A 13,091-nucleotide genomic window follows, 5' to 3' on the forward strand; every position below is an offset into this window, starting at 1 on the left:
CCTTGGCCAGCAGGAAGTCGAGGATACGGGTCACCGGTGCTCCCTCTGCCCTGTCTGTTCCCGGGTCGCCACGTTCTCCCGGGTCGCCGCGATCTCCCGGGATGCCACGGCTCCCCGAGCCACCTGCGGGCGGTGGACGAGCCGGGTGTACATGACACAGAGGTAGACCTCCGCGGCGACGGCCGCCACGGCGGCGGCGAGCGAACCCGGTCCGCCGAGGAGCAGGACCAGCAGCAGGATGGCTCCGAACTTGATTGCCAGGGCCACCCCGGCATGCGCGATCCTCGGCGCATCCCGCCGCTGGATGTAGAGCACCGTCGTCCAGGCATTGTCGATCGTGCGGAGCCCGGCGAACACGCTCATCACCAGCAGTACCAGGCCGATCCCGGTCTGGTACCCGATGAGCAGCAGGAGGACCCCGACGGCGAAGGTGCCGAGCGTGAAGAACGCCGCCAGCCCCACGAGCAGCCGCGGTCTCGGGCCGGCGGCCGGGTCTCCGTGCTGCTCCCGCAGCCGCACGGTGAAACCCTGGGCGTAGAGCTGGCCGAGAACGGAGAGGGCGAGGGCGATCTGGGATGCCACCGAGTAGGCACCGACGGCCTCGTCGGAGGTCAGGATGCCCAGCAGCACGATGTCGCCCTGCAGGTAGAGGCTGATGATGAACGCGTCGCCGAGCAGCAGCACGTTCTCCCGGAGCCCCCCGGGTGCCGCGGGCATCGTCCCCCAGCAGCGCACCGCCGACAGCACGAGCACGACGGCGTACGGGGCGAGGTAGACCGCCAGGGCGACCGGCAGCGTCGCGGTGGATCCGGCGAGCAGGAGGTAGATCGCGGCGGCTCCGATCGAGCTGAACTGCCGCAGGGCATCCAGTCGCATCACGACCGTCGGCAGGCCGTTCCGGAGCGGGAGGCTCTTGTAGGCGTTGAAGACCATCTCGCCGCCGGCGAAGACCAGCGCGAAGGCGAGGGTGAGGATGATCGGGAAGAGGATGATGCCCGCCACGACCAGCAGCACCCCGAGCAGGAACCGGGTGGAACGCTCTCGTTCGTACTCGTGCAGCTCGACGCGCACGCTCCGCACGACGAACACATTCTCGAGGGGCGCCGAGATGATGGCGGCGAAGGCGCAGGCGGTGGCATAGACGCCGAAGTCGCCGAGGCCGAGGGTGCCGATCAGCAGGAGGGTCCAGAGGAAACCCACTCCGCGGCCGGCGATCATCCAGCTGCCTGCTGCGCCGAGGCCGGCGAAGTGACGGAACATCTGAAACCGTTTCGAAGGTGGGGTACCGAGGCCGGGGATCGGCCGCAGCGCCTTCTGTGACAGGTGCTGCGGCAGAGTCAGCTGGCGTGGGCCCAGCATAATCGGACCACGTGTCGCACCCCGGTCGGAATTGGTCCTATCGGGTGACACCCGAACCGCCGCCCTCCCGGGGTGGGCCCCACGCTCAGGTCGCGGCCGCATCGAGGGCCGCGCTCCACTCCTCGGCGTAGCGTTCGAACGCCCGCTCCGTGGTGAGACGGTGACGGAGCGAGGCGGCCCGGGCGGCCTCGATCCGCAGCTCGTCGTCATCCTGGAGCAGCCGGTTGACGGTCGCTGCGAGCTCGCCGATGTCGGCGACGATGAGCGCCTCGTCGTCGATGCCGTTGTACCGCATGGCCACGACCGGGGTCTGGTAGGCGAGGGCGCGGGTGATGGCGCTGGATGCCACGTGGGTCTCCGGCCCGTACGAGCTCCGTCTTCCGTACGGCACGACCATGGCCCGGATGCTGGCGAAGAACGCATCCTCTGCTGCGCCCTCCACCCCGCCGAGCACGGTCACGCCCGGTACGGGATGAAGTGCTTCCGTGCCGCGCCCCGCGACCCGGATCTCGATGCGCTCATCGATCAGCTCCCTCAGTTCGAGCAGGCGGTCGAACCCCTTGCCCCGGTAGACGTAGCCGAACAGGCCGACCGCCAGAGGCCGCTCGGTCGGGGCCGGCAGCTCGGGCCGGTCGGGAACCGGGAGGAAGCTCTGCTTGACCGACGTGTGCCGAAGCACCGTCTCGGTGGCCCGCGCCCCCGAGCGGGTCAGGGCGAAGAGCAGCACATCGCGCATCGCACGGCGCTCGAACCGCTTCAGGAGCGGCAGGATCGGATAGTGCAGCCCGTGCTGCACGTACCGGTTGCGGCTGACGAGCTTCGTGCGGAACGGGAGCCAGACGCTGAGGGGTGCATCGTGCACCGTGGCACTCCGCACGGTGGCGCGCTGGCCGAGGAGCCCCCAGAACGGCAGAAGTACTCCGCCGCTCTGCTCGGAGTGCAGGATGACCGGGCCCGGTGCTCCGGCGAGGGCCTTCCTGATCTCGCGGCGACCGCGAAGGACGTCGGCGACGCCGTCCTCGGACGATCCGCCGTGCCGCACTTCGATCACCCGGGCCATCCGGCCGCGCGCGAAACGGAGCATGTCGTCGGCGTAGTCGCTGACCCCGTTGGTGCCCGTGCGCGGGGCTATGTAGATGAGCGTCGCTTCACAGAGATCGTGATCCACCAACGTGAGCATCCTCCCTAGTAGAACAGGCGCCGGTACTTCGCGGAATAGTCGAGTGCAGAGGTGCGCTCGCCGCGTCTGACGGCGGGCACGCCCGCGACGACCTGCATGGCGGGCACATCGGTGCGCACCAGTGAGCATGCTCCGACGACGGCTCCGCGACCGATCGACACGCCTCCGACGATTGTCGAGCGGGAGGCGACCCACGCGAAGGAGTCGACCGACACGGCTTCGAAGACGGCCTCGAAGGTATCGGAGTCGACGAGGTGTCGCCCGGTGATGATGTGCGTGTCACTCGCCAGAACGACGTTGTCACCGAGAGTGATCCCGCCCCGGGCATCCAGGAGGCAGCGGAAACCGATCGTGCAGTCCCGGCCGATCACGATCTTGTCGATGTCGAAGAGGGTCGTTCCACGCGAGATCGTCGATCCCTCGCCGATGGATGCCCCCCAGAGCCTCAGGGCGCCCAATCGCACGGTGTGCGACGGAACGAAGGTCAGAACGATGTTGTAGGCCGCCACCCCGAGCTGGTCCCACTTCTGGCGGAGGCTCATCGACGGGAGGGGATCTTCTCGGCCGGCGCGGCCGCGCTGCCGGCCGGTGCGGCCGCGCTCTCCGACGGTGTGCTGGGCCGGGCCGGCAGGGCGCCGTAGCCGTACGTGTAGTAGGAGTAGGCGTCGACACCGAGGCGGGGGAGGAAGTTCGCCGCAACACCGAGAACCCGGGCATCCACCTGCGAGAGGATGTCGAAGCTCGTCTCGAGCTGCTGCTTCTTCACCTGGCCGGTGCCCACCACGACGATCACGCCGTCGGAGATGCGGCTGAGGATGGCGGCATCGGTGACCGCGAGGAGCGGCGGAGCGTCGAGGATCACGAAGTCGTAGATCTCGCGCATCGACAGCACGAGCGACGTGAACTGCTCGGAGCCGAGGAGTTCACTGGGGTTCGGGGGCAGGGCGCCGGCGGGCAGCACCGTCAGGCTCTCGACGGCGCCCTGCTGAATCACATCGTCGAGCTCTGCGCGCGAGACCAGCACATCGGAGAGCCCGACGGCTCCCTCGATGTTGAGATACTTCGCCGACTTGGGGCGGCGGAGGTCGCACTCGATGTAGAGCACCCGTCTGCCGGTCTGCGCGAGCGTGATCGCCAGGTTCAGCGAACTGGTCGTCTTGCCCTCGCCCGGAATCGAGGAGGTGAACAGCAGCACCTGGTGGTCGTGGGCCAGATCGAAGTACTGCAGGTTCGTGCGCAGCGCCCGGAACGACTCGGCGCGCTGGCTCATCATGTCGTCGGCGAGCAAGAGCGGCTTGTCGCGCAGCTTCGGCTGACGGGGGAAGTGCCCGAGGACAGGGGTGTCGGTGAGGCGTTTGAGGTCGTCGATGCTCCGGATCCGGGTGTCGAAACCGGAGATCAGGAACGCGAGGCCGATGGCGAGCAGGAGCGCACCCAGGCCTCCCACCAGGAGATAGAGCCAGGTGACCGGGGTCGTCGGGTGGGTCGGTACGGCGGCATCGGCGATGATGTTGACCGCGATGAGCGGCTTGGTTCCGTCGTTCGGGTTCTCGATCTGCGTGGTGATCGTGGTCACGAGCTGGGCCGCGATGCCGTTCGCCAGTGCTGCAGCCTGGCTGGCGCTCGGCTCTGAGACGGTGATCTCGAGGATGAGGCTGTCGGTGATGACGTCTGCCGTGACGTGGGAGGCGAGCTCATCGGCGGTGAGGCCGAGGCCGAGCGAGGCGATGACCGGATCGAGCACGATCGGCTGCACCGCGAGGTGGGAGTACGAGGTCATGCGGGACTGGGTGTACGTGCTGCCCGAGAGGAGGTCTGTGGCGTTGTCCTTGGCCTGGGTCGAGACGAAGAGTCGCGAGGTCGACTGGTACTGCGGGGTGGTGACGGCGAGCGCTGCGCCGGCTGCGAGCAGACCCAGCACGGTGAGGGAGACGATCAGCACCCAGGACCGCTGGAGCACCCTCAAAATGTCCGCAAGTTGCATGCGTTCCGTCTCCCTAGCGACCCCTCGAATTTGTACAAGTATGGCCCACGATCCGGCGCAGTCCGGCGGTCGAAGCTGCCGCGCGGGGCATTCATTAACTCAATCGGGCGAGGCGTGTCGAGTGGCCGAACGGCCCTCCATAAGCTGCCGTTAACGTCGTTCTCGGGGGGTGCCGGTCACAACGCGATCGTCGAATCCGCTGACAGGGAGCGCCCCATGGTCTTGTATCTGAACCACGATCAGTCGGCAGCGGGGCCGCTCGTCGTGGCCCATGTGACGGAGAGCCTCGGTGGCGGTGTGGTCACCTCGCTGGCGCGCCTGACGACGCGGCAGGCCGAACTCGGGATGGCCATCACCCTCTACTTCACAAGGCGGGAGGACACGCCGCCACTGGCGGAGCTTCGGGAGATCTTCGACCCGGCCGTCTCCCTGGTCGAAGCTCCGGCGGGCAGCGAGTCGTTGCTGGCGCACGGGCTCTGGATCATGTCGAAGGTGCGCAGGGAGATCTCCTCCTCGGCGGATGTCATCCACTTCCACTCCTCCGTCGGCGGAGCGTTCGGCAGGGCCGCTCTCCTCGGCCGTCGCCGGTCACCGCGTTCCTTCTACTCCCCGCACGGGTTCTCGTTCCTCCGCACGGACTACTCGCCGGCGATCCGCAACCTCTACAGGGTGGTCGAGCGCGCGCTCTGCCGGTGGGCCCCGTCGAACCTGGTGCTCGTGAGCCGATCCGAGGCGGATGTGGCCACCCGCGTCCTCAAGACCGGTACCTGCTTCGTGGTCTCGAACGGAGTCTGCCTCGAGGGGCTCCCCGTTCGCGAATTCGACAGGGAGGAGCATCTGCCCGTCGTCGCCATGGTCGGTCGGATCGCCTATCAGAAGGCCCCCTGGAAGTTCGCGGAGGTCGCCCGCCACTTTCGCGGGCGTGCACGTTTCGTCTGGATCGGCGACGGCGACAACAACGAGTTCTCAGCGGAGCTCGCGGATGCGGGTGTCGAGAAGACGGGCTGGTTGACCTATCCCGATGCGCTTCTGCAGCTGGCGAAGGCCGATGTGCTCCTCTTCCTGACCCTCTGGGAGGGTATGCCGCTCGCGGTGATGGAGGCGCAGTCGATCGGGATACCCGTCATCGCCTCGAACATCGTCGGCAACGTCGACATCGTCGATGACGGCCGCACCGGCTTCCTGGTCGACACCGTGGCCGATGCCATCGACTCCCTGGAACGGATGCTCGGCGAGCACGGGCTTGCCGAGCGGTTCTTCCGGGAGGCTCTCCAGGTGCGGTCGTCGCGGTGGTCCGACCTCCATCTCGGCGTCGATTCTGCAGATCTGTACAGTGGCCGCCTGCCGGCGTATTCGCGGAGCGAGACGCGGGCGCCAAGCGTCATACTCACTACATGACCGAATTCCCCCCGTTGAACATCCTGTTCATCTGCACGGGAAACATCTGCAGGTCACCGATGGCCGTCCAACTCGTTCTGCACGAACTGGCGGCTGTCTCCGGGGAGGCCGCGGCGGGTCGTTCGGTGCGCGTGCAGAGCCGCGGAACGCATGCGCGGGTCGGGTCGCCCATGGATCCGCCGGCGGCACGGCAGTCCGTTGCGATGGGCGGTGATCCGTCTGGCCACGAAGCCGCACAACTCGTGCAGGACGATCTCAGGGACGCCGATCTGGTGGTGGCGATGACGTTGGATCACCGGGCAGCGGCAGCCCGGATGTTCCCGGCGGCCTCGAAGAAGTCCGTCACGCTCCTCGAGCTCAAACGCCTGATCGACTACCTGGAGCCCGGCTCCGGCGGTGGTGCCGCAGGCAGGCGGGCGAGCCCCCGGGACAGCCTCGCGACGCTGCTCGCAACCCGGAGCTCGGTGCCGTCGGTACGCCACGACGACGATCTGAGCATCCCCGACCCGTTCAGGCGGTCATCCGGCGCGCACGCGAAGGTGGCGCGCGAGATCCAGTCCGCCGTGTCGACGCTGGCCGGATGGCTGGGGAGCGTGTTGCCGGCGGTCGAACCGGCACCGCCGACTGTCGGCTCCCGCCCCGGTGGAGCAGCCCCGCAACGGGTGGTGGTCGAGACGCCCGAGCCGGCGTGGGCGGCCGAACCGGTGCCGGTGCCGGTGACGGAACCGGTGCGCCTGCACGAGCACGAGCCGGAGCCGGTGACCGATCCGATCTCCGTGGTGACTCCCGAGCGGATGCCCGATCCCGTGCCGGCGCGGTCTTCGGTGGCCGTGGCACTGCCGACACCGGTGCCCGCCCCAGTGCCCGCCCCAGTGCTCGCGGTGGGCCTCGCACCCGACGCACCGCTCACCCGTCGCCAGCTGCGAGCGCAGGCGCCGGGAGCCGAGCCGACGGTCGCCGCTCCCCTCACCCGTCGCCAGCTGCGGGCGCAGGTGCCGGGAGCAGAGCCCACGGTCGCGGTTCCCCTCACCCGTCGTGCTGCGCGGGCGCTGCAGGAGCGCGAGCTGGCCGAGCGCGCTTCAGTGCAGGAGGAGTACCGCAGCCAGGCCGACCAGAAGGCCGAGCGCATATCCGGCCAGCACGTCGGTCGGGAAGTGCATCCCGAGCAGCACACGACTCGCACCCATGCCCAGCACGGCGAGCACTCCCACCAGCCAGAGCCCCGGTAGCATCGCGCCGTAAACGATCACCGCGGCCATGGTCGAGCTGGAGTGTGAACTCGGAAAGCTGAGTCTGCTCTTCGCCGCGGCGTGCACGAGAACCGGGCCCGCTGTGCTCCGCGGGTACCCTCCGGGGCCGCTCAGCACGAAGGAACCGTCCGGGTTCGCCACGGCCCCCGGGCGCGGACGGCGGACCAGCCGTTTGACGCCGGTCGAGGCGACCTGGGCGACGAGCACCGCGAGGGCGCTGAGCAGCCACAGCGCGGAACGCGACGGATCCAGCACCGCGCCGAGGGCGCCGAGCAGCACCCAGCCGACAGAGTTCTCACCGAAGAAGCCGTAGAGCCTGGCCGGTCCGACCAGTGCGCGGGCCAGTGGCGTGCGCTGCACAGCCGTGATGACGGCGATCTCGTGGGAACGGAGGGAGCGCATCCGATCACCTTATCGGGCTGGCCTCGGGCGTTCAGACTGCCTAAGATGAGCACGGTGTGTCTCCAGCCCCATTATGGGGGTGTGGCCGGAGCGCCGAAGGGAACCGATGTCTCTCGTCCTACCCACCGATGTCGAGGGTGTGCTGACCGGGCGTGCCCTCGGACGAGCGGCGATCTGGGTCAGCAGCGTCTTCCTCCTGTCCACGTTCATCCTGGTGCTGGCCTTCGGCATCGTCGTGCCCCAGGCAGGCGTGCCGCTCGCGCTCACCGGTCTCGCCGTGGCGGGGCTCGCGGTGGCGTGGGCACTGCTCGTCTCCCATCCGTGGGGGGTGCTCGGGCTCATGCTGGTCGCGGGCCTCGGGCTCTTCCTCTTCGCCTTCCAGGTCTCGCTCGATCTCGGTCCGACGTGGAGATCCGATTCCATCATCTTCACGATGCCGAAGATCGCCATCACGGTTGTGGGTGTCGACGGCCGCTCGCTCCTCTCGAGCCTGCTGCGTTCGACCATCGGTTTCGTGCTCGCCTCCGTGGCCGTGCAGGTCGCCACCCGGATGAACGGGCTGGTGTTCTCGTTCGACCTGCCCTCCATCTGCATCTGGTTCGGCATCGTGATCCTGCTCGCCATGCTCTGGTACGGGCGGAGCCGCGCCAAGCGGGGGGTCAGCACGATGCAGGCGGCCGCGGCGGTGGAGGAGCGCGTCACGGAGCGGAGCCGAGTGGCCGCCGAGGCGTCGGCTGTGCTCCACGACACCGTGCTCGACGACCTCCTGGCGCTGTCGCTGTCGCCGCCTGGTCCGCTCGTCGACGAGCACCGGGCTTTCCTGGCGAAGGACATCGCCTCCCTCGCCCACCCCGGCCTTCTCGTCGACGAGGTGATGAACCGGGGCATCGGCGACGCGGAGGCGCTCGAGGCGAGCGGGCTCGCACCGATCATCCGGTCCGCCGGCAACCGGGGGCTCCAGGTGGTCGTGAGCGGGGAGCCCCGCCTGCTGCTCGAACTCGATCCCCGGGTGCGGGGCGAGTTCCTGGGCGCCGCCGACCAGGCCCTCAGCAATGTGAGCCGCCATGCGGGCACTCTGTTCGCCGAGGTGGCCGTCGCCTCGGGCAGCCAGAGCATCAACCTCGTGGTGACGGATTCCGGTCGTGGCTTCGCCGCGCGCACGCGGAGAGGAGCGCCGGGGCGCCCTGAACTCTCGCTCCGGCGCCGCATCGAAGACGTCGACGGCACAGTGGTGGTCTGGTCGACGCCGGGGCAGGGGACATCCGTGCTGATGAGCGTACCCGTGGCGCGCTGCGGCGCGGACGGGTGAGCGCGTCGGGCAGAACCGCCCAGGAGATCGATCCGCTGAGTGGCATCACGGCACGGATCTTCGCGATGGCGGTCGGCTGTGTCGCGGTGATCTCCGCGACCACGCTGACACTGCTGAACCCGCAGGAGATCGGCTCGCCGCCGCTGATGCTGCTGGCGTTCGTGGCCCTGGTCGCCGGGTTCGGCCACCTCGTCTGGGCGGCCGACCCCTTTCGCCGCACTGTCACACGCGCACGCTACGGAATCACCTACGGCCTCGTGCTGGTGGCCGCCGTACTCGAGTCCTTGGCCCAGCTCGGGAGGGACACCGATGTGCGGAACGACTGGGGCCCGATCGCGGTCGCGCTCGTTCTGATGGTCTCCGGTTCCTACCGGAGACCCCGCGAGATCGTGGTGGGAACCGTCATTGCCGCGCTCGTCGTCGCCGGCACGACGGTGCTTCATTCGGGCACCGTGGGCCTGGCCGGGCTGGTCGGGGCGACGACGATGTCGGGCACTCTCGTCGTGGCCCTCGGAGGCGGCGCGGCGATCTTCGCCGCGTCGCTCATCGCGGGCCTCCGGGCGGAACGTCGCCGCTCAGACGACGTGCGGCGGAACCGCAACGTGCGGGATCGCCGCCGAGCCATCGAGGAGTTCCTCGGCACCGACATCGAAGCGCTCCGCCGGGAGGTGCTGCCCTTCTTCCGGGACCTGAAGCTGAGGGATGCCCTGACCGATGGCGACCGCCAGCAGGCGGCCGAGCTTGCCCGCCTGCTGCGATCCTCCCTCGCGCGCCGCCTCGCAGATGAGCCGTTGGAAGGGCTCGTGGGGGTGTTCGACGATCCTCTCCTCCTTGCGGCAGCGCTCAATACCGAGCAGCGCACAGCCCTCCGCACTGTGCTCTCCCACTTCGCCGGCCTGCCCGGGCGGAGTGCCAGCGATCTCTCGCTGGTGCTCGGCCGCGGGGGAGTGGCAGGGGGAGGAGCGGCAGGCGGAGCGGCAGACGGCGCAGCCGATCTGCCGGCCGAACGGATGACCGGGGAACTCGTCGCCGCCTTCGGGGCCGAGCGTGGCCCGACGGCGGGAATCGCACCGTTCGTGGGGCTCATGCAGCTCGCGTTCCCGCACGTCGACGCTCACCCGACGCGCGACGCGATCGTGATCCGGTTCGACTTCTGACCGTAGCGATAGATCATCCCAAGAGTCTTCACCGTGAGGATCGGCTTCCAGCTCGCCATGGGCCACGGGATTTGACGGATCGCTGCCCTGCTCGATTGTGCGCCTTCCACGGTGAGCCGTGAAGTGGCAAGGTACCGCGTTTATGACAGGTATATCCCCTCGTTGGCGCAGGAGCAAACGTGGACGCGGGCGAGACGCCCGGGACCTCGGAAGTTGGGCGGGTAAGCGTTACGAGGACAGGTCGCAGAGATGCTCACCAAACGGTTGAGCCCCGAGCAGGTCGCGGGCCCGCTCCGGCTCGAGTATCCCGAGGAAGGGGGATGCACCTGTCCCACGAGGCCATCTACCAAGCCCTCCGCGTCCAAGGCCGCGGATCGTTGCGGTTAGAAACCGTAACAGTACTGCGGTCCGGACGGGCACGGCGGCGCCCCAGGAAACCAGACGGCCTCACAGCAGGACGGTTGCCGGGCACGGTCACGATCTCTGACCGGCCGGCCGAGATCGCGGACCGCGCCGTTCCCGGGCTTTGGGAATGCGATCTCATCATTGGCTCAACATCGACATAGTCTGCGATCGGGAACGTGGCCGCGGAACTCAACGCCAGGCGTCGGAAACGCCACGGCTACCGCATTCCCGCAGAAGTCCTCGCCGAGAAATTCTCGAACCTGTCAAATCAAACCGGTGTTGCGTTCGCCGCCTGAACCCGCCAACTCTCAGCTCAAGGATGAGTTATCCAGACACCGGAGAATCCGAGAGGCCGCCGCCGATGACGCTGCCGAGGATCGTGATCGCGTGGAGTGCGTCAAAGCTCAGCTGACGGGTGAGCTCTCGCGCCGGGGATTTGGGGCTTTTGAGAGTTCAGGGTTGAGCCAGACGTGGAGGTAGGTTGGCGAGTCCGGGTTCGCGTCGACGCTGGCCAAGCATTTGATGGCATGGTTGTTCAAACGTAGTCGCCACGCGACGGGCTGGATAGCTTCGGCAATCTCGGGTGTGATGCGACTGATGACGGCACGGTGCTGACCGAGTTTCACGACGATGACAAGTGCCATCTTGCCGCTGATCCGGTCGATCGCTATCCGGCCGTTCGCGTTTTCGCCGAAACGGTTCTGGGTGGCTGCGATTTCCGCAAGCTGGTCAAGGCCATGGGTGGGCTGAATGAGGATCGGACCGAGGGCATCGAACGCCGGGCTCATTACCGGCTTGCTTGGCGAAGAACCGCCCATCGTCATCCCTAAACCAATTCAAGAGGGGGACTGAGAAATAGCGCAGTTCCCGGGCGGAGCCACCGCCACCTGTCCGCGCGCTACTGAATCCGTGCGCTACCGAGATGGTATTCCGAGACGTGGAACCCGTGATGCGATCATTCCATCCGGGAGGCGCATTGTCAGGATCGGGGGTGGAAAACTTTGTGGACACAAAGAAAGAGGCACCGTTCTTTTTGAACGGTGCCTCTTTCTTGACTCGGCCCAGTTAGCTGGTGCTGCGTTGGCGACGCAAGATCAGCAGCGTCGCGCCTGCGAGCAGGAACAGCGCGCTCAGTCCGGCGAAGCCGGTTGTCTCGAGTCCAGTCTCGGCGAGAGCTGTCTTCGAGGAGGTGTGCTTCGTCGGCGTGACGGCAGGTGTGGGCGTGGTCGTCGGCGTGACGACAGGCACCACGGCGGGAGCTGAGAGAGAGAACTCGACCGGCGTCGACGGCTTGGAGGTGATCGCAACGAGGTTGCTGGCGTCGTCGAGGGTGACCTCGGTGGCGACGACGGTGTAGTCGTTTGGCACGAGCGCCACGGTCACCGACCACTTGCCGTCCTTGTCGACGACGATGGGGTCGGTGGGCTTGGCAGGGGCTGCCTTGGCCTTCGCCTCGGGAGCGTTCAGCAGGTCGGTCGGAACGACCAGCAGTGCGACGTTCGCGGACGGGTCACCGGTACCTGTGAAGGTGACGGTGGCCCCGGTGAGGGCCTCGCCGTTCTTCGGTGAGGTGATGACGGGTGCGGGCAGGAGCGGAGCGGGCAGTGTGAAGGAGCGCTCCACGTCGCCGCGGCCTGCGCCGCCGGTGACCTGGTGCACGTAGACCTTCTGGGCGACGGCTGCGTCGTCGGTGTAGACGCCGGTCGTCGACCAGGTGCCGCCGGAGACGACAGCTGCGGTGGTGCCGGGGATCCGGTCGCCGTTCTTGTCGAGCACATTGACGGTCGAACCGTCGGTGCCGGCGCCGCTGAACTCGACGGTGCGCGACGTGAGGGTCTGGCCCTCGGTCGGGCTCGTGACGGTCAGTGCCACCTCAGCGCTCGGGAGGGTGAACTTTCGTTCGATCTGCGGGATGCCGCTTCCGCCGAGAAGGCCGCCGACCTCGATGGTCTGTGCCGTCGTAGCGTCGTCGGCGTAGGCGGGCAGCTCGACCGTGTACGGAGTCGGCACACCGAAGTCGCCGTTGACGTTCGTGCGGGCGAGCTCGGTGGTGCCGTCAGCTGCGTACACGATGACGGTTGCGTATCCGTCGACGGAGCCTTCGACGGTGACGGTGCGGGAGTCGAGGGTCTGGCCCTCGGTGGGGCTGGTGACGGTGAGGCCGGCTTCTGCTGCGCTGGCGGAGCTCGCGGTCTGCAGAGCCCCTCCGACAGCGAGGGCGAGAACGACTGGCACAGCCAACGCCTTCCGCCACGTACGGGTGATGTGCATTGTTTCCTGTTAACGCCGACCGAAAACGGTACCAATGTTGCCGATTGAAAACGGTGCCACGTGGTGTGTCTAGTTTGTCGTAGTGGTGAGGGTTTTGTGTCCTCGGAGCCGGTAGCTGGTGCCTTTGAGGCTGAGGACGTCGGCGTGGTGCACGACCCGGTCGATCATCGCTGACGCGATCGTGGGGTCACCGAAGACATCACCCCACCGCCCGAAGGGCAGGTTGCTGGTGAGGATCAGGGAGGCGTGTTCGTACCGGGACGACACGAGCTGGAAGAACAGGTTCGCTGCGTCCTGATCGAACGGGACGTAACCGACTTCGTCCACGATCAGCAGGCTGTAGCGCCGCAGCCGGCTGAGTTCGGTGGCGAGCTTG

The 13,091-nt window shown here is 67.8% G+C and carries 11 protein-coding genes and 2 pseudogenes; 5 read left to right on the forward strand and 8 right to left on the reverse strand.

What is annotated here, in order from left to right; translation table 11 throughout:
- Nucleotides 1-30: 30 nt before the first annotated feature.
- The 4 genes from B7R21_RS03600 to B7R21_RS03615 all read right to left on the reverse strand — a co-directional run bounded on the left by B7R21_RS03600 (nucleotide 31) and on the right by B7R21_RS03615 (nucleotide 4,523).
- Entirely contained in the window at nucleotides 31-1,260 is a 1,230-nt protein-coding gene (locus B7R21_RS03600) for a hypothetical protein (protein ID WP_116281886.1), read from the reverse strand.
- Between the two features lie 184 nt (nucleotides 1,261-1,444).
- Nucleotides 1,445-2,539, reverse strand: coding sequence for a glycosyltransferase (locus B7R21_RS03605; RefSeq protein WP_172592035.1), 1,095 nt, complete (start codon nucleotides 2,537-2,539; stop codon nucleotides 1,445-1,447).
- 5 nt (nucleotides 2,540-2,544) lie between these two features.
- A complete protein-coding gene (locus B7R21_RS03610) occupies nucleotides 2,545-3,081 on the reverse strand; it encodes an acyltransferase (protein ID WP_116281888.1) in 537 nt (178 codons plus the stop codon).
- A complete protein-coding gene (locus tag B7R21_RS03615; protein ID WP_116281889.1) occupies nucleotides 3,078-4,523 on the reverse strand; it encodes a polysaccharide biosynthesis tyrosine autokinase in 1,446 nt (481 codons plus the stop codon). Before B7R21_RS03615 ends, B7R21_RS03610 begins: the two co-directional genes overlap by 4 nt.
- 216 nt (nucleotides 4,524-4,739) lie before the next feature.
- On the opposite strand from B7R21_RS03615, the gene B7R21_RS03620 reads away from it, so the two are divergent.
- Together B7R21_RS03620 and B7R21_RS20850 are read left to right on the forward strand one after the other, a co-directional pair.
- Entirely contained in the window at nucleotides 4,740-5,921 is a 1,182-nt protein-coding gene (locus tag B7R21_RS03620) for a glycosyltransferase (protein WP_116281890.1), read from the forward strand.
- A pseudogene (locus B7R21_RS20850) lies at nucleotides 5,918-6,262 on the forward strand (low molecular weight phosphatase family protein); the annotation flags it as partial. The gene B7R21_RS03620 and the pseudogene B7R21_RS20850, both read left to right, overlap by 4 nt.
- Before the next feature lie 738 nt (nucleotides 6,263-7,000).
- On the opposite strand, the gene B7R21_RS20580 reads toward B7R21_RS20850, so the two are convergent.
- The gene (locus tag B7R21_RS20580; protein ID WP_116281892.1) at nucleotides 7,001-7,573 is read right to left on the reverse strand and encodes a phosphatase PAP2 family protein; all 573 of its coding nucleotides are present in this window, start codon (nucleotides 7,571-7,573) and stop codon (nucleotides 7,001-7,003) included.
- A gap of 106 nt (nucleotides 7,574-7,679) precedes the next feature.
- On the opposite strand from B7R21_RS20580, the gene B7R21_RS03635 reads away from it, so the two are divergent.
- The 3 genes and pseudogenes from B7R21_RS03635 to B7R21_RS21095 all read left to right on the forward strand — a co-directional run.
- On the forward strand, nucleotides 7,680-8,882 hold the full coding sequence (locus B7R21_RS03635; RefSeq protein WP_116281893.1) for a sensor histidine kinase: 1,203 nt from the start codon (nucleotides 7,680-7,682) through the stop codon (nucleotides 8,880-8,882).
- Complete coding sequence (locus tag B7R21_RS03640; RefSeq protein ID WP_116281894.1) at nucleotides 8,879-10,039, forward strand: hypothetical protein; 1,161 nt, start codon at nucleotides 8,879-8,881, stop codon at nucleotides 10,037-10,039. Before B7R21_RS03635 ends, B7R21_RS03640 begins: the two co-directional genes overlap by 4 nt.
- 39 nt (nucleotides 10,040-10,078) lie before the next feature.
- Nucleotides 10,079-10,740 (forward strand): annotated as a pseudogene (locus B7R21_RS21095) (IS30 family transposase); the annotation flags it as partial.
- A gap of 108 nt (nucleotides 10,741-10,848) precedes the next feature.
- Here the strand turns inward: B7R21_RS21095 and B7R21_RS03645 are convergent.
- The 3 genes from B7R21_RS03645 to B7R21_RS03655 all read right to left on the reverse strand — a co-directional run.
- Nucleotides 10,849-11,232 carry a hypothetical protein gene (locus B7R21_RS03645; protein ID WP_116281895.1) on the reverse strand — a complete coding sequence of 128 codons (384 nt, stop codon included), beginning with the start codon at nucleotides 11,230-11,232 and terminating at the stop codon, nucleotides 10,849-10,851.
- 277 nt (nucleotides 11,233-11,509) lie between these two features.
- On the reverse strand, nucleotides 11,510-12,715 hold the full coding sequence (locus B7R21_RS03650; RefSeq protein WP_116281896.1) for a hypothetical protein: 1,206 nt from the start codon (nucleotides 12,713-12,715) through the stop codon (nucleotides 11,510-11,512).
- Between the two features lie 69 nt (nucleotides 12,716-12,784).
- A partial coding sequence (locus B7R21_RS03655) for an ATP-binding protein (protein WP_172592037.1) occupies nucleotides 12,785-13,091 on the reverse strand: 307 nt, incomplete at its 5' end.

The sequence above is a fragment of the Subtercola boreus genome, from assembly GCF_003399625.1.
GTDB classification, from domain to species: Bacteria; Actinomycetota; Actinomycetes; order Actinomycetales; family Microbacteriaceae; genus Subtercola; species Subtercola boreus_C.

What these genes read in the sequence shown, in the direction of transcription:
- B7R21_RS03600 (WP_116281886.1), bottom strand. Translation starts at nt 1,260, where the DNA reads ATGTTCCGTCACTTCGCCGGCCTCGGCGCAGCAGGCAGCTGGATGATC.
- B7R21_RS03605 (WP_172592035.1), bottom strand. Translation starts at nt 2,539, where the DNA reads ATGCTCACGTTGGTGGATCACGATCTCTGTGAAGCGACGCTCATCTAC.
- B7R21_RS03610 (WP_116281888.1), bottom strand. Translation starts at nt 3,081, where the DNA reads ATGAGCCTCCGCCAGAAGTGGGACCAGCTCGGGGTGGCGGCCTACAAC.
- B7R21_RS03615 (WP_116281889.1), bottom strand. Translation starts at nt 4,523, where the DNA reads ATGCAACTTGCGGACATTTTGAGGGTGCTCCAGCGGTCCTGGGTGCTG.
- B7R21_RS03620 (WP_116281890.1), top strand. Translation starts at nt 4,740, where the DNA reads ATGGTCTTGTATCTGAACCACGATCAGTCGGCAGCGGGGCCGCTCGTC.
- B7R21_RS20580 (WP_116281892.1), bottom strand. Translation starts at nt 7,573, where the DNA reads ATGCGCTCCCTCCGTTCCCACGAGATCGCCGTCATCACGGCTGTGCAG.
- B7R21_RS03635 (WP_116281893.1), top strand. Translation starts at nt 7,680, where the DNA reads ATGTCTCTCGTCCTACCCACCGATGTCGAGGGTGTGCTGACCGGGCGT.
- B7R21_RS03645 (WP_116281895.1), bottom strand. Translation starts at nt 11,232, where the DNA reads ATGAGCCCGGCGTTCGATGCCCTCGGTCCGATCCTCATTCAGCCCACC.
- B7R21_RS03650 (WP_116281896.1), bottom strand. Translation starts at nt 12,715, where the DNA reads ATGCACATCACCCGTACGTGGCGGAAGGCGTTGGCTGTGCCAGTCGTT.